Raw genomic sequence first — 17809 nt, 5'->3', positions numbered from 1 at the left:
TACGCGAACAAGAGAGCAATGTCTACGGCAAGGAGTAACCTGCCGCAGCCACCGTCACGCGCTGACGGTTAGAAGCCAGTCAACCGGTGTGCTACCCTGCGCACCGGTTTTTTTGTATCTGGATGCCCTGACATGACCAGCTCCCTCCCCCAATTTGACTGGGATATCTTCTGCTGCGTAGTGGACAACTTCGGCGACATCGGCGTCACCTGGCGGCTGGCTCGCCAGCTGAAACAGGAAGGCGCGCTCCCGACCCACGGCAATGAGGTCCAGGTGCGGCTCTGGGTGGACGATCTGGCAAGCTTTGCCCGCATCTGCCCTGGGCTCGACCCCGCGCTGGATAGCCAGTGGGTCGATGGCATCCATATCCAGCACTGGCACGACACCCTGCCGCCCGATACCCTCCCGGCCAGGGTGGTGATCGAGGCCTTTGCCTGCCAGCTGCCCGCCCCCTTCATTGAACGAATGCCCGAGCAGATGGCGAGCCAACCCAAGCCCCCCTGCTGGATCAACCTCGAATACCTCTCGGCCGAATCCTGGGTCGAGGATTGCCATGCCCTCGCCTCGCCCCAGCGGGTCGGCAACCAGAGCCTCAACAAATACTTTTTCTTCCCGGGCTTTACCGCTAAAACCGGCGGCCTCTTGTGCGAGCGCGGCCTCATCGTCGAGCGCGAATACTGGCAACAGGATGAAGCCGGGCTTGCCGCCTACTGGGCCAGCCTCGGCCTGCCGCCCAAACAAGAGCACGAGCTGCGGGTCAGCCTCTTCACCTACGAGAGCCCTGCCCTGACCAGCCTGGTCGAGAGCTGGTGCCAGAGCGCCACCCCCGTCACCCTGCTGCTGCCGCTCGGGCGCTCCCTCAACGACGTGCTCACCGGCGCCGGGCTGGCAGCGGCCATTCCGACGGCCAGGGCAGGGGCACTGCTGCAGGCGGGCAACCTCACCATCAAGCTGCTGCCGATGACCGATCAGGCCGGTTACGATCGGCTGCTGTGGAGCTGCGATCTCAATCTGGTGCGCGGGGAGGACTCCTTCGTGCGGGCCCAGTGGGCCGCTCGCCCTTTCCTGTGGCACATCTATCCGCAGGAAGAGCAGGCTCACATGGTCAAGCTGGACGGCTTTCTCGACCACTATCTGGCGGAGCTGCCCGCCGCCACCGGCCAGTGGCTGCGTGGTTTCAGCCACGCCCTCAATCAGGGGGAAAACTGTCGCGATTGGTGGGCGCAATGGCCGGAACACGCCGCGATATGGCTGCAACATGGGCGACCTTGGTCACAGAAGCAGCTCAGGGATGGGGATCTCGTCACTCGGCTGGTGAAATTTTTAGAAAGCCGTATATAATCTGGCAGTTTTTATCTGCCCGTATACGAACAGGAATTTTTACATGAAAACCGCACAGGAAATCCGCGCTGGTAACGTCGTCATGATCGGTACCGAGCCGATGGTGGTCCAGAAAGCCGAATTCAACAAATCCGGCCGTAACTCCGCCGTGGTCAAGATGAAGCTGAAAGGCCTGCTGAACGGCAGCGCCACCGAGACCGTCTTCAAGGCCGACGACAAGCTGGAAGTTGTTCAGCTGGAACGTAAAGAGTGCACCTACTCCTACTTCTCCGACCCCCTGTATGTCTTCATGGACACCGAGTACAACCAGTACGACGTCGAGAAAGACAACCTGGGTGATGCCCTGAACTACATGGTTGACGGCATGGAAGACATCTGCGAAGTGACTTTCTACAACGAGAAAGCCATCTCCGTAGAACTGCCGACCACCATCGTTCGCGAAGTCGAGTACACCGAGCCGGCCGCCCGTGGCGACACCTCCGGTAAAGTGACCAAGCCGGCCCGTCTGAAGGGCACCACCTACGAGCTGGCCGTTGCCGCCTTCGTAGAGATCGGTGACAAGATCGAAATCGATACCCGCACCGGTGAGTTCAAGCGTCGCGTCAACTAAGTTGGCCCCTTGAATCCATGGTAAAAAAGCGAGCCTTTGGCTCGCTTTTTTTATGGGTGCACGACGCCACCCGGCTGTATTCGAAACGCAAACATGGCTAAATGGGCAAGCTGGTTTGTGCCATCCTCCGGAGCGCCCCATGACATCTCTGCATAAAGGTCTGTTGCTGCTGTCGACCCTGGTACTGCTGATCCTCTCCGGCTGGCAACCCTATGACAGGGCGACCTGGCTGATGGAGATCGCGCCCGTGCTCATCGCCATGCCGCTGCTTGCCCTGACACACCGCCGTTTTCCGCTCACCAGCCTGCTCTATCTGTGCATCACCCTGCACGCCATGGTGCTGATGCTGGGCGGTGCTTATACCTACGCCCGCGTCCCGCTGGGATTCGAGCTGCAGCAGTGGCTCGAACTCAGTCGCAACCCCTATGACAAGATTGGCCACTTCTTTCAGGGCTTCGTGCCTGCCCTGGTGTGCCGGGAGATCCTGCTGCGCGGAGGTTATGTGCAGGGCCGGCGCATGCTGGCGTTCCTGGTGATCTGCGTGGTGCTCGCCATCAGCGCCACCTACGAGTTCATCGAGTGGGGAGCCGCCCTCGCGCTCGGCCAGGGGGCGGATGAGTTTCTCGGCACCCAGGGCGACCCCTGGGATACCCAGTCCGACATGTTCTTCGCCCTGATTGGCGCCGTCACTGCCCTGCTGCTGCTCTCCCCCCTGCACGACCGCCAGCTGGCCGGGCTGGCAAGTACCAAACGGCCGTCACCCTAGCGCTGTCACTTCCCCCTTCAGAAAACCGGCCTGGTGCCGCTAACCCAAATAACCGGGGGAGCGCACTATGGCCAGATTGTTCTTATCACTGCTGTTACTGACCCTGCTGGCAAGCAACCCCTTGCAGGCCAGCGAGGGCACACCGCTGACGCCGCTCGACTACTGGCAGAACAACGACTGGCAGGGGCTGCCCAACAGCACCCAGATTGACAAGCAGACAGTGCTGTTCGCCAAGCACGACAGCGACAGCTATGTGGGGCTGGCCATCCTCTTGCCCGACTGGCAGCGCAGCGGCCAGCTGTGGCAACTGACCCGGGCCCTCGGCCGGCTCGGCTTCGACACCCTGCTGCTGCTCCCCTCGCCCCAACAGACCGAACTGGACCCCGCCGCCGAGAAAAAGCAGCAGGCCATCGACGACTTTCGCAAACAGTTTGCCACCCGCATCAGCAAGCTGGGGGATGCCAAGATGCAGGAGGGGGGCTTCAAGCTGATATTGGCGCAGGGCACCGGCGCCGCCTGGGCCACCAACCTCATTGCCAGCGAACAACTGCCCGCCCCCGATGCGCTGGTGCTGCTCGACGGCTTCTTCCCCGACCAGCAGAGCAACCAGATCTTCGCCAAGGAGATCGCCCAGGCCACCATGCCGACCCTCGACCTCTATCAGGAGGATGGCGGACGCTGGCCATTGCTGGCCGCCGAGGCACGCAGAAGCGAAAGCCGCCGCAGCCACAAGCTCAACTACCGCCCCTACGCCCTGCTGGAGCTGGATGAAACGCCGACCCGGATCCAGGGCTGGCTCACCCACCTCGGCTGGCTCTGACCCAAAAAATGCCGTCTGCCTCACATCCGGCGCGATTGCCAAGCCATTGATGCGCAGTAAACTGGCCCTCGGTCGCCGATGTTTGGCATCATGAACGCCTCAACGGCAGGAGGCTTCATGCAGCAAATTGTGTTTCTCGACAGCGATACCCTGGATACCGGCATCACCCTGCGCCACCCCGATTTTCCCCATCACTGGCAGAGCTACCCGAGCACGGCCCCCGAGCTGGTGGTGGAGCGACTCAAAGACGCCAGCATCGCCATCATCAACAAGGTGCGCATCGGCGCCGCCGAGCTGGCCCGGCTGCCGGACCTGAAACTCATCGCGCTGGCCGCCACCGGCAGCGAAAACGTGGATCTGGAGGCGTGCCGCGCCGCCAACGTCGGCGTCTGCAATATCCGCAACTACTCGGGCCCCTCGGTGCCGGAACACGCCATGACGCTGATGCTGGCCCTGGCGCGCAACCTCTTCTGCTGGCGCCAGTCGGTGCTGGAGGGGCGCTGGCAGCAGAGCGGCCAGTTCTGCTTCTTCGATCACCACATCACGGATCTGCACGGCAAGCGGCTCGGCATCATCGGCAAGGGGACGCTCGGTCAGGCCCTCGGCGAGCGGGCCAGGGGGATCGGCATGGAGGTGCGCTACGCCCAGAGCCAGGTCGGCGCCAGCCACGACGAGGATCGGTTGCCACTGGACGAGCTGCTGCAAAGCGCCGACGTCATCAGCCTGCACTGCCCGCTCACCCCTTATACCCGCAACCTGATTGGCGAGCGGGAACTCGAGCTGATGAAGCCGGGCGCCTTGCTGATCAACGTCGGCCGCGGCGGTCTGGTGGATGAAGATGCCCTGCTGCGGGCACTGGCCAACGGCCGCCTCGGCGGCGCCGGTTTCGACGTGGCAAGCGTCGAGCCGCCGCCCCCCGACCATCCGCTGATGCAGGCGCTGCAGTACCCCCACTTCATCCTCACCCCCCACGTGGCCTGGGCCAGCGAGGAGTCGATGCAGCGCCTTGCCGATCAGCTGATCGACAACATCAACGCCTTCGCCGAGGGGCGCCGCCAACACCGGCTGGTGTGAGCGGCGGCCGAGCCAAACAAGAGAGGGGCCTGTCGGCCCCTCTCTCATTGCTGGCTGCGATCAATCATCGTCGTGCCATCTGTGTTTCTTGTGCTTTTTGTGTTTCTTGTGGTGCCTGTGCTCATCGTCGTAGTAACGATCGTTGTTGCTCTTGTGGCCATCGCCCGTCTTGGCACCGATGGCGGAGCCGCTGGCCCCGCCGACGCCAGCCCCGATCAGCTGACCCGTGCTGCCACCCACGCTCTTGCCGATGGCCGCACCACCGAGCGCCCCGACGGCACCACCGAGGGCCGCTTCATTCTTGTTGCCCTTGTTGGCCGTGGCGGCGCCACCGGCCGCACCGCCCAGCGCCGCCCCCACCAGGGCTCCGGTATCACCACCCAGCTCCTTGCCGATCATGGTGCCGGCCACGCCACCTGCACCGCCACCGAGGATGGTATTAAGTGTTTCCGAGGCTTGCGCCACGCCGCTGACCAGCAACAGTGAGCCCAGCAGGGCCAGGGCGCTCATGCCACGCTTGTTCATCTCCATGGGGTACTCCTGTCAAACCTGATTAATTTCCCCGAACTATACGATTCCCGCCAAAGGGCGCCACTGTCGCAGGAGAGCGACACCGCCTCCCGCACCGCCTTCGGTACCGTTCAATTCATGCATAAGGTATTGAATTTAAATACGTAAATGACATCGCCTGGAAATTGGGCAACGAACCGTACCGGGGCCCACCGAGCGGCAGCGGTCGCCTAGCCGTTATCCATATGACAGGATCTGTCAGCCCCCAGCTCCTGCCGGGTCAGCTCCGTCAAAGACCAGCCATCGCGCCCCAGCCGCTTGCTCCGATAGAGACACTCGTCGGCCCGCTCGAACAGCAGCACACCGTCATCCGGGCTATGGGCACCGCCCACGCTCAGGGTCACCGCCTCGCGAAACTCGCGCCACTGCTGATTGCGCACCCGCGCCAGCAGCCGGGTCAGCCCGGACTCCAGCTCGCTGCGCGGCCAGGCCAGCAGGGCGGCGAACTCGTCTCCCCCGATCCGGTAGACGCAGCCACTGCCCAGCTCCGCCACCAACAGCTCGGCGACCCGGCAGAGCACGCCGTCCCCCACCGTGTGTCCCCAGTTGTCATTGATGCGCTTGAAGTTGTCGACGTCGAACAGCAGCAGCCAGTGGGGTGTGGCGCTCTCCTCCAGTTCGCTGCGACGCTGGGTGAAGGCCCGCCGGTTCATGATGCCGGTGAGGGGGTCGTGCAGCAGGGCATCCTGCCCCTGCAGAAAGCTGGCCCGCACCTGATCTATCTCGCTCAGGCTGTTGTGCACGAACCAGGTCTTCAGCTGGCAGGGTGTCTGGGTCGGATCCCGCACTATGCCGGTCAGCGAGCCGGCCACCAGCGCCTGCTCCTGATTGAACACCCGCACCAGAAAGTTGATGCTGCAAAACCAGATGGCAAACAGCGAGAGCAGCGGCAGCACCACCATCAGCAGGGCCTCCTCGAGGCCGTCGTGAAACAGCTCGGGCGGCAGATAGATGTTGAGATCCCAGTCGATCCCTTCCAGCTCCCGGCGCAGATGGCGGCCATGCCAGATCACCTCCAGAGCGCTGCCCACCACGCCCGTCGTGGTCGCCGGCGGCTGATAGAGCGCCATGTTGCAGCCCACCACCAGTTCATCTCCCCCCCGCGAGCTGATGTAGATGGCCGCCTGGTTGCGACCCATGGCCCGCTGCAGTGCCTGCTGGATGGCGTTGAACGACATGTCGACCATCAGCAGGCCGAGCAGCTGACCATCCAGCCCTTTTACTCGCTTGATCAGGGTCAGGATCTGCTTGTCCGAGCCGAACTCCTGGTAGGGACCCAGCCAGATGAGGTCATCGCCCGGCATCGACAGCGCCCGATACCAGGGCCGGCTGGCGGCACGATACTCGGCCGGCTGCTGCCAGGACGGGTAGCTGCTGATGTGGTCCGTTTGCGGGTGATAGAAGTAGATGTAGTGGCTGTCGCGCTTGATCTGGTGGGCAATGGCCCAGAGCGGGTTGTCGGCCGGCTCGCCGCGGGCGATGGCGGCCTTGTCCAGCGACGCCTCCAGCACCGCCAGCTGACGCTGGTTGGCCAGCACCAGCTCGTGGATCAGGGCCGCATCGAGGGAGGAGAGCATGTGGCCGTAGCCGGCCACCGTCTTGTCGATGCTGCGCAGATAGCTGGCCGTCGCCAGGGCCAGGGTCACCACCAGCACCAGGGTGCCCAGCAACAGACTAAATGAGGTCAATAGGTAGTAACGCCGACTAATCAGCCACTGAAACATCAACACCCCGATAGAAATACTGGAATGCGGAGATCTTATGGTTGTCGGCAAGAATTATTCATTGATTGAAATCAGCCCTCACGCTGGCCAATTGATAAAAAACATATAAACGTGATACCGCTCATCCATGCCGTGGATATGTATATCAACAAAAAGTAAAAACAGTGACCACTGTGCGTTGACGGCTAACAAGGAAGGGGGTGTTATAGTCTATAGCTTGAACAATCGGAGCCGGATGGCCTTGCCAAGGACCACCGAAGACGATTCCCTGTCAAACAAAGGAGATGTTATGAGCAGTCCGTTTATCGAACAGATCAAAGTACGTCGTACCATCTATGCCCTGGGTGACCAGGTTTCCCATACGCCGGAGCAGCTGACCACTCTCATCCAGGATGCCATCAAGCACAGCCCCTCCTCGTTCAACTCCCAGAGCTCCCGCGCCGTCATCCTGTTTGGCGCCCAGCACCACAAGCTGTGGGATATCGTCAAAGCCGAGCTGAAAAAGATCGTGCCGCCGGAAGCCTACGCCCAGAGTGAGGCCAAGGTGGATGGCAGCTTCCGCGCAGGTTTCGGCACCGTGCTCTTCTTTGAAGACACCGACGTCATCAAGGATCTGCAGCAAAAGTTCGCCCTCTATGCCGACAACTTTCCCATCTGGTCGGAACATGCCACCGGCATCGCCCAGTTCGCGGTCTGGACCACCCTGGCCCAGGAGAAGATCGGCGCGTCCCTGCAGCACTACAACCCGCTCATCGACCAGGCGGTACACAAGGAGTGGAACCTGCCCGCCAGCTGGCTGCTGCGCGCCCAGATGCCCTTTGGCAGCATCAAGCAACCGGCCGGTGACAAGACCTTTATCGACGACGCCACCCGTTTCCGCGTTTTCAAGTAACCGTTGAGATAGCAAAACGCCCCCGCATCTCGGGGGCGTTTTTATTGCGGCTGGCTGTGGCTGCAAGGTGATCTCTCCACCGCTCAAGCGGGCAGCGTCACCAGCAGGGAGTCACCTTCCCCCAACGCCACCTTAACCTCGCGCCAGTCGCGGATCACCGCCACCACTGCCGGATGGAGCGGCGCATCGTTCCCCACCTGCACCACGCGACATCCCGCCCGCAGGGCACTGGTGATGCCGGCCGGCGCATCCTCGAACACCAGGCAATCGGCCGCCGCCAGCCCCAGACGCTCGGCCGCCAGCAGATAAGGCTCGGGAGCCGGCTTGCCATGCACCACATCCTCGGCCCCCACCAGCAGGGCGGGCAATGGCAGAGCGGCACTTTGCAGCCGATGACGGGCCACCCGCTGACTGGCGGAGGTCACCAGCGCCCAGCACTCGCTCGGCAAACCCGCCAGCAGAGTTCGGGCACCGGCGATGGCCTCCGCCTGACCGGTGTGGTTGATCTCCAGCTCGTCGAGCAGGGCCACCTCCTGCGCCATGTCCAGTTGCGGAGCCAGGGCGCGGAGCACCTCTCGCGAGCGCACCCCGTGGCACATGGCCAGCACCGGCTCGGGCGCCAGCTGATGGCGGCGGCACCAGAGCCGCCATACCGTCTCCACTTCGCCGGTGGAGTGCACCAAGGTGCCATCCATGTCCAGCAGCAGGGCGCTGGCCCGCAGCACAAGCCGGCTCATGCGCCGACCCCTGCCAGGCCGGGTTCGCTCCCCGCCAGAATATCGCCGAAGGCCCGCCGCTGGGCCGCCTGTTCATAGCAGGCCAGCGCCTGTTCGGCATTGCTCGCCCACACTTGCAAGGGGCCGACCGCAAAGCCCTGCTGCAGCAGACTGGTAAGCAGCTCTCCCGTCTCCGGCGCAGCCAGCGGCTGGGCCAGCACCAGAGTTCCCTTGATCAAAAACAGATAGCGTTCGGCAGGCATGAGATGACTCCTTGTGACGGTTCGGATGGGGCCAATGGGGCCCGCTACCAGACCATTAGAACAAGGCGATTAGATAATTTATAATCACAAAATGGCCACTTTAGATAACCAAATGGAATGAAATTCGATCTGAAGCAACTGCAGGCATTCGTCACCCTGGCCGACACCGCCAACTACCGGGAGGCCGCCAGCCGGCTGTTCATCACCCAGCCGGCGCTCACCAAGCAGATCCAGGGACTGGAGCAGACCCTCGGCAGTACCCTGTTCAACCGGGGTCGCCACGGTGCCGAGCTGACCGCCATCGGCGCCCAGCTGCTCACCCAGGCGAGTGCCCTGGTCGAACATGGCAAAGGCTTTGAGCGCCATGCCATGGCGTTGGCCAGCGGTATCGCCGGGCGCCTCAAGATTGGTTTCGGCCTGTCGAGCTTCGCATTGGCACCGGCACTGGTGGCCAGCTTCAAGCAGCAGGTGCCCGAGGTGATGGTGCATCTGCAGGACATGACCTCCGCCATCCAGCAGGAGCGGCTGCTGTCGGGCCAGCTGCAGCTCGGCTTCATGCGCCGGCCCCAGGCGCCGCAGTTGCAGGAACACAGACTGCTGACCGATCGGCTGGTGCTGGCGGTGCCGACCCTGATGACGCAGCCGGATCCGGCCGCCTTCGACGTGGAGCAGGCACTGGCCAGCCAGCCCTTGCTGCAGATGGTCGGTCACCGCTGCCCCGGCCTCAGCCAGCAGATCGCCGGCTTCCTCGGCGCCAACCGGCTGACCGGCATGATCCAGGAGGCGGAGGATATCCAGACCCTGGTAGCACTGGTGGCCGCCGGCATCGGCAACGCCATCCTGCCGCGCAGCGTCAGCTTCATCGCCGGCCCGGACGTCACCCTCTACCCCTTGTCCGGCCCCTGCTCCGAGTGGGAGATAAGCCTGGTGTGGAACCCGGAATTTGCCGATCCCATCCGCGATCGCTTCGTGCAACTGGTCATCGATGCCCACCCGGCGCCGCAGCCGGCCATGCCGGATCGCTGATGCGATAGGTTCAGGGAGTCGATATCAGGGGGCTGGTGAGGTATCGCCACAGAGGGGGTGGCAATCGAGTATCAGGCGGCCGGCAGCGCGCTGCAGCTGACGCAGTGGCAGCGATTCTTGCCCCCCTGCTTGGCCAGATAGAGCGCCATGTCGGCGGCGGTCAGCAGCTCCTCTTCCGAGACGCGGGCCTGCTGCGGCAACAGGGTGGCAATACCGACACTGGCGCTGAGTTGAAGTCCATCCGCCCCCGGGATCAGCAGCTCACCGATGCCAACGCGAATGGCCTCCCCCATGCGGGAGGCGGCCTCGTCCCCGGTGTTGCCGAGGATCAGGGCAAATTCGTCGCCGCCGAAGCGGCACGGTAGATCGGTGGCCCGCTGGCAGAAGGTGCTCAGCAGCTGACCCACCTGCTGCAAGAAACCGTCCCCGACCTGATGCCCGAAGTGGTCATTGCACAGCTTGAAGTTGTCCAGATCCAGCATGATGAAGGAGATGGGGGTCTGTTCGCGCATGCTGCGCCGCCACTCGTTGTGCAGAAAGCTGTTGAACAGCCGCCGGTTTGCCAGCCCGGTCAGCGGATCGTGCAGGGAGAGGTAAACCATGTCCAGCTCCTGCAGCTTGCGCTCGGTGACGTTGATGTGGCTGATGGTGTAGAACTCCACCTCGATACCGGGAATGGCGGAGACCCGCATCATGAACCAGCGCTGGGTATCCGGGCTGTGACAGGGGTACTCCAGATGAAAGTGCTGCTGTTCGTGGCGCAGTACCCGCCGGATCCCTTCGGCCGCCATCTGGGCCAGCGGCTCCACCGAGTTGTCGCACACCCTCAGATAGTTGACGCCCAGCCAATCGTACCCCTCTGGCATGCCGTTCTGTTCGGCGAAGCTATTCCAGGCGAGGTTGGTGTAGTGGATGACACCATCCCGATCGATCACCGAGATCTGCTCCTCCAGCGAATTAAGCAATGCAGACAGGTATTGCGCCCGATCGGAGAAGTGAAACAGTGCTCCCTGAAAATAGTCCGTCATGACCCTGCTCCTTACCCAACAACGACGCACCGCACCTGCCACAACCACAACAGTAATGCCGGCATTCCGTCCATGACGAAGGGGCATCGGCGGCCATGGCCCGCCCCCGGCCTGCAAGATAAAGATAGATGATCAACCACTTGCATCAGCCTATCCTTCGCTAGTGACCACACCACTGGCTTTCACATGGAATGCCGTCACCTTCGCCATCCATCTTGGTATTGGGGCAGTTTTGCAAAAACCAGGTCGCCTCCTCGCAAGAGGTCATCTGGGAGCAATACTGCCGACCGTCGCACTGACGGACGAAGGTAGGCACCGCCTGCGGGCTGTCTGTGCTGTCCGCTGCCTGCTGACTGAAAGAAGAGGTTGGCGAAGGCGAGACCGACTCGGCCGAGAAGCGGGAGTAAATGGAGAAGATCCCGGCCAGCACCAGCAGCGGGATCAGCTTGCCGCGCCAGTTGCTGCGGCGCCGATAGACGGGGCGCTGGCGTGCCCTGGCTGGCGTCGGCCGCTCCCCGGTCACAGCCTGTCTGCCCACAGAGGGCGCGGGTTGGGCGCCTGACAGCGACAGCGGCCGGTCCGGAAAGAACACCTGCTCGGCCCTGGGTTTGCCATCCTGGCCGCTGCCAAGCTGATAGGAGACCCGCTCGCCAATCTTGGGCAGCGAGCCATCTGACTGCAGCGCCGAGATATGCACGAACAGCTCGGCACCTTTTGGCTCTCCGTTTCCCTGCTCGGGGGCGATAAAACCAAAGCCGCGCGCCTCGTTCCAGCGCACGATCCGTCCCTGATAACGCATGCCCTCATCCTTGTGGCCATCGATACTCGCTTCATGTTGCCCAAAATGGCTGCGGCCCGACAGGGGGCCGCAGACAAAATGTCAAAACAGTGAGCAAGCTCCGCCTGCCGCCGGGATCAGGCCAGCTGGGCCACCTTGCAGATCTCGGCGATGCGGCCGAGCATTCGCAGCGAGGTATGGTGCTCATTGGCATCCGCCGCCGCGCAGGCATCCTCCAGGATGGTGATGGCGTAGTCGCGATCATGACCCTCCCGCGCCGCCGCCTGAATTGCCCAGCTGGTACTCACCCCGCACAGATAGAGATGGTCGATGTGGTTGGCCCGCAGCGCCGGCTCCAGCGCGGTGCCGTAGAAGGGGCTGACTCTGGGCTTGGTCAGCACCAGATCCCCCGGCTGCACGTCGAGGTCGGCGTGAAAGTCGGTGCCGCTATCACCAAGTGACAGTGCCCCGAACTGGTGAGCCCGGCCAAACATGGGCGAACCCTTGGGTTGCAGCAGATAGTACGGGTCAAAACCCACCTTGATCAGCACCACCAGCCAGCCGTGGGCGCGGGCATGGGCCAGCGCCTGATTGGCGTGCACGATGGCGTCCTGTTCCAGCACATGGGCCGCCGAGGCGGCGATGCGCCCGTCCGGGTGGGCGATGTCGTTGATGAAATCGATCACCAGCAATGCCTTGTTCATGCAGCCTGCTCCCTCATGATGGCGCCGCGCGCCTTAAACCAGCCCCAACGCATAGCGTAGCGCCATCTCCTTGAGCGGGCCCGCCTTGTCCGCCAGATTGAGGGCCAGGTTGCGCGCCAGCTTGAGCGGGCCTATCTCGTTGCTGAACACCCCGTAGAAGAGATCCATCCCCGACTGCATCAGCAGGTTGTCGGGGCGGCGGCGCCGCTCATAGCGCCCGGCCAACGCCCGCTGATGCCAGTCGGCCCCGGCCCCCTGCAACAGATCGCTCCAGCAGGCCACGTCCTTGAAGCCGAGGTTGACCCCCTGCCCCGCCAGCGGGTTGATGGTGTGGGCGGCATCGCCCAGCAGCACCACCCGGCCGGCGTGGTAGTCGTTGGCGTGGCGGCGCACCAGCGGGAAACTCCCCTTGGCCGTCACGGCAAACCCGCCGAGCCGGCTCGGGAAGTGGCGGCGCACCTCGGCGGCCAACCCCTCGTTGCTCATGGCGGCCAGCGCCCGGATGCGGGCCGGACTGTCATACCACACCAGGGAACCGTGCTGGCCTGGCAGCGGCAGGAAAGCGCGCGGGCCGCTCGGGGTAAACTGCTGCCAGGTGATGTCTTCCTGCTCGAAGTCGGTGTCGATGTTGATCAGCATGCAGTGCTGGCGGTACTCAAAGCGCGACACCCCGATGCCGGCCAGCTTGCGGGTGTGGGATTCGGCGCCGTCGCACGCCAGCACCCAGCGGGCGGCTAGCTCGCTGCCATCATCCAGGGTCAGCACCGCCTCGTCCGCGCTCTGGCGCAGGCTCTTGACCGCCGCCGGGGTGTGGGTCTGGATGTTGGGAAAATCTTCCATGCGTCTGAGCAACGCCAGCTGCACCAGCCGGTTCTCGATGATGTAACCGAGCTGGGGCAGGCCGAGGTCGGCGGCGTTGAAGCGGGTGGCGAAGCCGTCCAGCTCCCAGGTCTCCAGCCGGCGATAGGGGCACAGCCGCATCTGCTGCAGGTGCTGCCAGGCGCCGGCCTGCTCCAGCAACGCCACCGAAGCCTGACTGATGGCGGAGACCCGCAGATCCAACGGCTGCTCGGGGGCGTATTGCTCCGGCAGCCGGGTCTCGATGACCCGCACCGACAGACCCTGCGCCGCCAGCAGACAGGCGGTGGCGGCGCCGACCATGCCGGCTCCGACGATGGCGATATCACACTGTTCCATAACTTGATTCCTGCAAGGGGTGAGCCCGGGCAAGGGGAAAACACAGCCGGACCAAATGACTACATGATACCGCAAGGGGCGCCGGGAAACAGTGAAGGGTGTGGAGAATTAGTGCGCCAAATCAAGGAGAAAGCCGATGGCGACAGGAAGCCCGCCGGCGGCGTTCCGGCCGTGGCCGGCTGGATATTCGCTAGGCAGTCTCCGGATTGCGGAGTAAAATGCCCGGTCCTTTGACCATGCCGCATTCAAAACAAGTCAAGAGAAGCAATGAGCAAAAAACTTCACATCAAAACCTGGGGTTGCCAGATGAACGAGTACGACTCGTCCAAGATGGCCGACCTGTTGGATGCCAGCAATGGCTACACGCTTACCGAAGAGCCCGAAGAGGCAGACGTTTTGCTGCTCAACACCTGCTCCATCCGCGAAAAAGCGCAGGAGAAGGTGTTTCACCAGCTGGGACGCTGGAAAAAGCTCAAGGCAAACAAACCCGGTCTGGTGATCGGCGTGGGCGGCTGTGTCGCCTCCCAGGAGGGGGACAACATCCGCACTCGCGCCCCCTATGTGGACATCGTCTTCGGCCCGCAGACCCTGCATCGCCTGCCCACCATGATCAAGCAGGTGCAGGAAGGGCGCGGTGCCCAGGTGGACGTCGCCTTCCCGGAAATCGAGAAGTTCGACAGCCTGCCCGAACCGCGCGCCGAAGGGGCAACCGCCTTCGTCTCCATCATGGAAGGCTGTTCCAAATACTGCTCCTTCTGCGTGGTGCCCTACACCCGCGGCGAGGAGGTGAGCCGTCCGCTCGATGACGTGCTCTATGAAATCGCCCAGCTCGCTCAGCAGGGCGTGCGCGAAGTGAACCTGCTCGGCCAGAACGTCAACGCCTATCGGGGCCCGACCTTCGACGGCGGCATCTGCACCTTCGCCGAGCTGCTGCGGCTGGTGGCCGCCATCGACGGCATCGATCGCATTCGCTATACCACCAGCCACCCCATCGAGTTCACCGACGACATCATCGAGGTCTACAAGGACACCCCGGAAGTGGTCAGCTTCCTGCATCTGCCGGTGCAGAGCGGCTCCGACCGCATCCTGACCATGATGAAGCGCCCGCACACCGTGCTGGAGTACAAGTCCAAAATCCGTCGCCTGCGCGCCGCCCGTCCCGACATCACCATCAGTTCCGACTTCATCGTCGGCTTCCCGAACGAGACGGACGAAGATTTCGAGGCCACCATGAAACTCATCGAAGAGATCAACTTCGACATGAGCTTCAGCTTCATCTACAGCCCGCGCCCCGGTACCCCGGCCGCCGACCTGCCCGATGACGTCGACATGGAGGTGAAGAAAGCCCGCCTGACCCGCCTGCAGCACGTTATCAACAACCAGTCGATGCAGATTGGCCGCGCCATGCTGGGCTCCACCCAGCGCATCCTGGTGGAAGGGCCCTCCAAGCTCGACCCCATGCAGTTGTGCGGTCGCACCGAGAACAACCGGGTGGTCAACTTCGAAGGCCCGCACACCCTGATCGGCGGCTTTGCCGACGTGGAGATCACCGAGGTGCGTCCCAACTCCCTGCGCGGCAAATTCCTGCGCGGCGAGAACGAGATGAACCTGCGCATCGCCACCGCCCCGAGCGAGATCCTGGCCCGCCGCCCGGACAACATACCGGACCAGCTGGGCGTGGCCGCCTTCACTCCCCATTAATCTGTTCACCCCATCCGGCCCCGGCCGGGTGGGATCGCGTCAAGACGAGGACACTTTGAGCCGACACATCTCGACCCTGAATCTGCATCTGGAACCCGCCGACAACCAGCGTCTCGCCAGTCTGTGCGGTCCGTTCGATGACAACGTCAAACAGCTGGAGCGCCGCCTCGGCGTCGAGATCAGCTACCGCGACAACCACTTCCAGCTGCTGGGCAAGCAGGCCCAGGTGGAGGCGGCCGCCGTCATCATCAAGCACCTCTATGTGGAAACCCAGCCGCTCAAGGGTGGCAAGGTGACCGACATCACCCCCGACATGGTCCATCTGGCCATTCAGGAGTCGCGGGTGCTGGAGCAGGATGACGAGCCGGCGCCTAGCATCCCCTATGGCAAGGAGGTGACGGTCAAGACCAAGCGCGGCCTCATCAAGCCACGCAGCCCCAACCAGGCCCAGTACATCGCCAATATCGTGCGCCACGACATCTGCTTCGGCATAGGCCCTGCAGGAACAGGCAAGACCTATCTGGCGGTAGCGGCGGCGGTGGATGCGCTGGAGCGTCAGGAAATTCGTCGCATTCTGCTGACCCGTCCGGCGGTGGAAGCGGGCGAGAAGCTCGGCTTCCTGCCCGGCGATCTCTCCCAGAAGGTGGATCCCTACCTGCGCCCGCTCTACGACGCCCTGTTCGAGATGCTGGGCTTTGAGCGGGTGGAGAAGCTGATGGAGCGCAACATCATCGAGGTGGCGCCGCTTGCCTACATGCGCGGCAGAACCTTGAATGACGCCTTTATCATCCTGGACGAGGCCCAGAACACCACCACCGAGCAGATGAAGATGTTCCTGACCCGCATCGGCTTCAACTCCAAGGCGGTGGTCACCGGCGACATCACCCAGGTAGACCTGCCCCGCAACCAGAAGTCGGGCCTGCGCCACGCGCTGGAAGTGCTGCAGGATGTCGACGGCCTGTCGTTCAACTTCTTCGAATCCAAGGACGTGGTGCGCCACCCGGTGGTGGCCCGCATCGTGCAGGCCTACGAGGCGTTCGATGCCAAACAGGCGGCCGACAAAGTCGCCCCCCACACCAGTAAAGAGAGTGCCCAATGAGCGTGACCCTGGATCTGCAACTGGCCAGCGCCAGCACCGACGGCCTGCCGAGCGAGGCCCAGCTGCAGGGCTGGCTCGACGGCACCATTCTTGGCTTCCAGCAAGAGGCCGAAGTGACGGTGCGCATCGTCGACGAGGCGGAGAGCAACGAGCTCAACCTCACCTACCGCGGCAAGGACAAGCCCACCAACGTGCTCTCCTTCCCGTTCGAGGCCCCACCCGGCCTGGAGCTGCCGCTGCTCGGCGATCTGGTGATCTGCCGCCAGGTGGTGGAGCGCGAAGCCGCCGAACAGGGCAAGCCGCTGATGGCCCACTGGGCCCACATGGTTGTGCACGGCAGTCTGCATCTGCTAGGTTATGACCATATCGAGGATGACGAGGCCGAAGAGATGGAGGCGCTCGAGCGCGACATCATGCAGGAGCTCGGTTTCGCCGATCCTTACCTGAACGACGAAGAGTAAAGAACCGGATGGTCATCGTCTTGAAACAGCCGATGCCCATCCTCATATAGCCACAACGATTTCAAGTGTGTTCATACGAGTAACCAAGAGAGAAAATGACCGACGATCACCCTAGTACCGGCTCGCCGAAGAAAACCTGGCTCGACAAACTCAGCCAACTCTTCCAGGGCGAGCCAAAAGACCGCAACGATTTGGTGGAAGTGATAGCCGACGCCGAAGAGCGCGATCTCATCGATCAGGACACCAAGGACATGATCGAGGGCGTACTCGAAATTGCCGAGCTGCGCGTGCGCGACATCATGATCCCCCGCTCCCAGATGGTGACCATCGAGAAATCCCAGCCAGTGGACGAGATCCTGCCGGTGATCATCGAGTCGGGTCACTCCCGCTTCCCGGTGATCAACGAAGACAAGGATCACGTGGAGGGTATCTTGCTCGCCAAGGATCTGCTGCCGTTCGGGTTTGGCGGCCACCACGCCAGCGAGCCGCTACAGCTGGAGAAGATCCTGCGTCCCACGGTGATCGTCCCCGAGAGCAAGCGGGTCGACCGTCTGCTCAAAGAGTTTCGTGAAGAGCGCTACCACATGGCCATCGTGGTGGACGAGTTCGGCGGCGTCTCAGGTCTGGTGACCATCGAGGACATCCTCGAGCTCATCGTCGGCGAGATCGACGACGAATTCGACGACATCGAGGATGAGCCGGACGAGATCCGCCGCATCAGCAAGCGGGTGTTCGCCGTCAGCGCCCTCACCGAGATCGAAGATTTCAACGACTTCTTCGGCACCCAGTTCAGCGATGAAGAGGTGGATACGGTGGGCGGTCTGGTGATGCACGCCTTCAGCCACCTGCCCAAGAAGGGCGAGGAGATCGAGCTGGAAGGCTACCTGTTCAAGGTGATGCATGCCGACAAGCGCCGCCTGCAGCAGCTGCAGGTGAAGATCCCCGACAACCATGTCGCGGCCCAGTCCGAGGCCCAATAAGCCTTGCTCCGTGCCAACAGCGCCCCGCCCATCGGGGCGCTGTTCGTTTGAGCACACCA

The 17809-nt window shown here is 63.0% G+C and carries 19 protein-coding genes; 11 read left to right on the top strand and 8 right to left on the bottom strand.

Annotated elements, in window-relative coordinates; translation table 11 throughout:
• The first annotated feature begins 132 nt into the window (after positions 1–132).
• From earP to AACQ43_RS07230, 5 genes are all read left to right on the top strand, one after another.
• On the top strand, positions 133–1341 hold the full coding sequence (gene earP, locus AACQ43_RS07250) for an elongation factor P maturation arginine rhamnosyltransferase EarP (RefSeq protein WP_168966702.1): 1209 nt from the start codon (positions 133–135) through the stop codon (positions 1339–1341).
• Between the two features lie 43 nt (positions 1342–1384).
• Positions 1385–1951, top strand: a complete 567-nt coding sequence (efp, locus tag AACQ43_RS07245) for an elongation factor P (RefSeq protein ID WP_011707002.1) — start codon at positions 1385–1387, stop codon at positions 1949–1951.
• Positions 1952–2090: 139 nt separating this feature from the next.
• Positions 2091–2717: a DUF2238 domain-containing protein gene (locus AACQ43_RS07240; protein WP_168966700.1), complete on the top strand. Its 627-nt coding sequence runs from the start codon at positions 2091–2093 to the stop codon at positions 2715–2717.
• 67 nt (positions 2718–2784) lie between these two features.
• On the top strand, positions 2785–3537 hold the full coding sequence (locus tag AACQ43_RS07235; protein ID WP_168966698.1) for a DUF3530 family protein: 753 nt from the start codon (positions 2785–2787) through the stop codon (positions 3535–3537).
• A gap of 117 nt (positions 3538–3654) precedes the next feature.
• Positions 3655–4611 (top strand): D-2-hydroxyacid dehydrogenase, encoded by a 957-nt coding sequence (locus AACQ43_RS07230; RefSeq protein WP_168966697.1) that lies wholly within the window; start codon positions 3655–3657, stop codon positions 4609–4611.
• A 60-nt stretch (positions 4612–4671) separates the two neighbouring features.
• Here AACQ43_RS07230 and AACQ43_RS07225 read toward each other — a convergent pair whose 3' ends face one another.
• Both AACQ43_RS07225 and AACQ43_RS07220 read right to left on the bottom strand, forming a co-directional pair.
• Positions 4672–5142: a YMGG-like glycine zipper-containing protein gene (locus tag AACQ43_RS07225; protein WP_017409236.1), complete on the bottom strand. Its 471-nt coding sequence runs from the start codon at positions 5140–5142 to the stop codon at positions 4672–4674.
• A 209-nt stretch (positions 5143–5351) separates the two neighbouring features.
• On the bottom strand, positions 5352–6905 hold the full coding sequence (locus tag AACQ43_RS07220; RefSeq protein WP_168966695.1) for a GGDEF domain-containing protein: 1554 nt from the start codon (positions 6903–6905) through the stop codon (positions 5352–5354).
• 289 nt (positions 6906–7194) lie between these two features.
• Here AACQ43_RS07220 and AACQ43_RS07215 point away from each other — a divergent pair, with 289 nt between their 5' ends.
• Positions 7195–7797, top strand: a complete 603-nt coding sequence (locus AACQ43_RS07215) for a nitroreductase family protein (RefSeq protein WP_076360383.1) — start codon at positions 7195–7197, stop codon at positions 7795–7797.
• Between the two features lie 83 nt (positions 7798–7880).
• On the opposite strand, the gene AACQ43_RS07210 is transcribed toward AACQ43_RS07215, so the two are convergent.
• Positions 7881–8534 (bottom strand): HAD-IA family hydrolase, encoded by a 654-nt coding sequence (locus AACQ43_RS07210; protein WP_029299333.1) that lies wholly within the window; start codon positions 8532–8534, stop codon positions 7881–7883.
• Entirely contained in the window at positions 8531–8776 is a 246-nt protein-coding gene (locus tag AACQ43_RS07205; protein WP_011707010.1) for a hypothetical protein, read from the bottom strand. The genes AACQ43_RS07210 and AACQ43_RS07205 overlap by 4 nt, the downstream gene beginning before the upstream one ends.
• A 117-nt stretch (positions 8777–8893) precedes the next feature.
• Between AACQ43_RS07205 and AACQ43_RS07200 the strand changes: the two genes are divergently transcribed.
• Entirely contained in the window at positions 8894–9802 is a 909-nt protein-coding gene (locus tag AACQ43_RS07200; RefSeq protein WP_029299332.1) for a LysR family transcriptional regulator, read from the top strand.
• A gap of 71 nt (positions 9803–9873) precedes the next feature.
• Here AACQ43_RS07200 and AACQ43_RS07195 read toward each other — a convergent pair whose 3' ends face one another.
• The 4 genes from AACQ43_RS07195 to AACQ43_RS07180 all read right to left on the bottom strand — a co-directional run bounded on the left by AACQ43_RS07195 (position 9874) and on the right by AACQ43_RS07180 (position 13509).
• Positions 9874–10830 (bottom strand): diguanylate cyclase domain-containing protein, encoded by a 957-nt coding sequence (locus tag AACQ43_RS07195; RefSeq protein WP_029299331.1) that lies wholly within the window; start codon positions 10828–10830, stop codon positions 9874–9876.
• 160 nt (positions 10831–10990) lie between these two features.
• A complete protein-coding gene (locus AACQ43_RS07190) occupies positions 10991–11629 on the bottom strand; it encodes a cold shock domain-containing protein (RefSeq protein WP_029299330.1) in 639 nt (212 codons plus the stop codon).
• Positions 11630–11745: 116 nt separating this feature from the next.
• A complete protein-coding gene (locus AACQ43_RS07185) occupies positions 11746–12312 on the bottom strand; it encodes an isochorismatase family cysteine hydrolase (protein WP_029299329.1) in 567 nt (188 codons plus the stop codon).
• Between the two features lie 33 nt (positions 12313–12345).
• Entirely contained in the window at positions 12346–13509 is a 1164-nt protein-coding gene (locus AACQ43_RS07180) for an FAD-dependent oxidoreductase (protein ID WP_168966693.1), read from the bottom strand.
• A 267-nt stretch (positions 13510–13776) separates the two neighbouring features.
• Between AACQ43_RS07180 and miaB the strand changes: the two genes are divergently transcribed.
• From miaB to corC, 4 genes are all read left to right on the top strand, one after another.
• Positions 13777–15210, top strand: a complete 1434-nt coding sequence (gene miaB, locus AACQ43_RS07175; protein ID WP_168966691.1) for a tRNA (N6-isopentenyl adenosine(37)-C2)-methylthiotransferase MiaB — start codon at positions 13777–13779, stop codon at positions 15208–15210.
• 55 nt (positions 15211–15265) lie between these two features.
• Positions 15266–16309, top strand: a complete 1044-nt coding sequence (locus AACQ43_RS07170) for a PhoH family protein (RefSeq protein WP_029299326.1) — start codon at positions 15266–15268, stop codon at positions 16307–16309.
• The gene (gene ybeY, locus AACQ43_RS07165) at positions 16306–16770 is read left to right on the top strand and encodes an rRNA maturation RNase YbeY (RefSeq protein WP_016351673.1); all 465 of its coding nucleotides are present in this window, start codon (positions 16306–16308) and stop codon (positions 16768–16770) included. Before AACQ43_RS07170 ends, ybeY begins: the two co-directional genes overlap by 4 nt.
• Before the next feature lie 95 nt (positions 16771–16865).
• Positions 16866–17750: a CNNM family magnesium/cobalt transport protein CorC gene (corC, locus tag AACQ43_RS07160; RefSeq protein WP_011707019.1), complete on the top strand. Its 885-nt coding sequence runs from the start codon at positions 16866–16868 to the stop codon at positions 17748–17750.
• Positions 17751–17809 lie beyond the last annotated feature (59 nt).

It is taken from the genome of Aeromonas sp. DNRA1 (assembly GCF_963888745.1).
GTDB lineage: Bacteria > Pseudomonadota > Gammaproteobacteria > Enterobacterales > Aeromonadaceae > Aeromonas > Aeromonas hydrophila.
The sequence above is the reverse complement of the archived record's forward strand: the minus strand, read 5'-3'. Positions and strand labels throughout refer to the sequence as shown.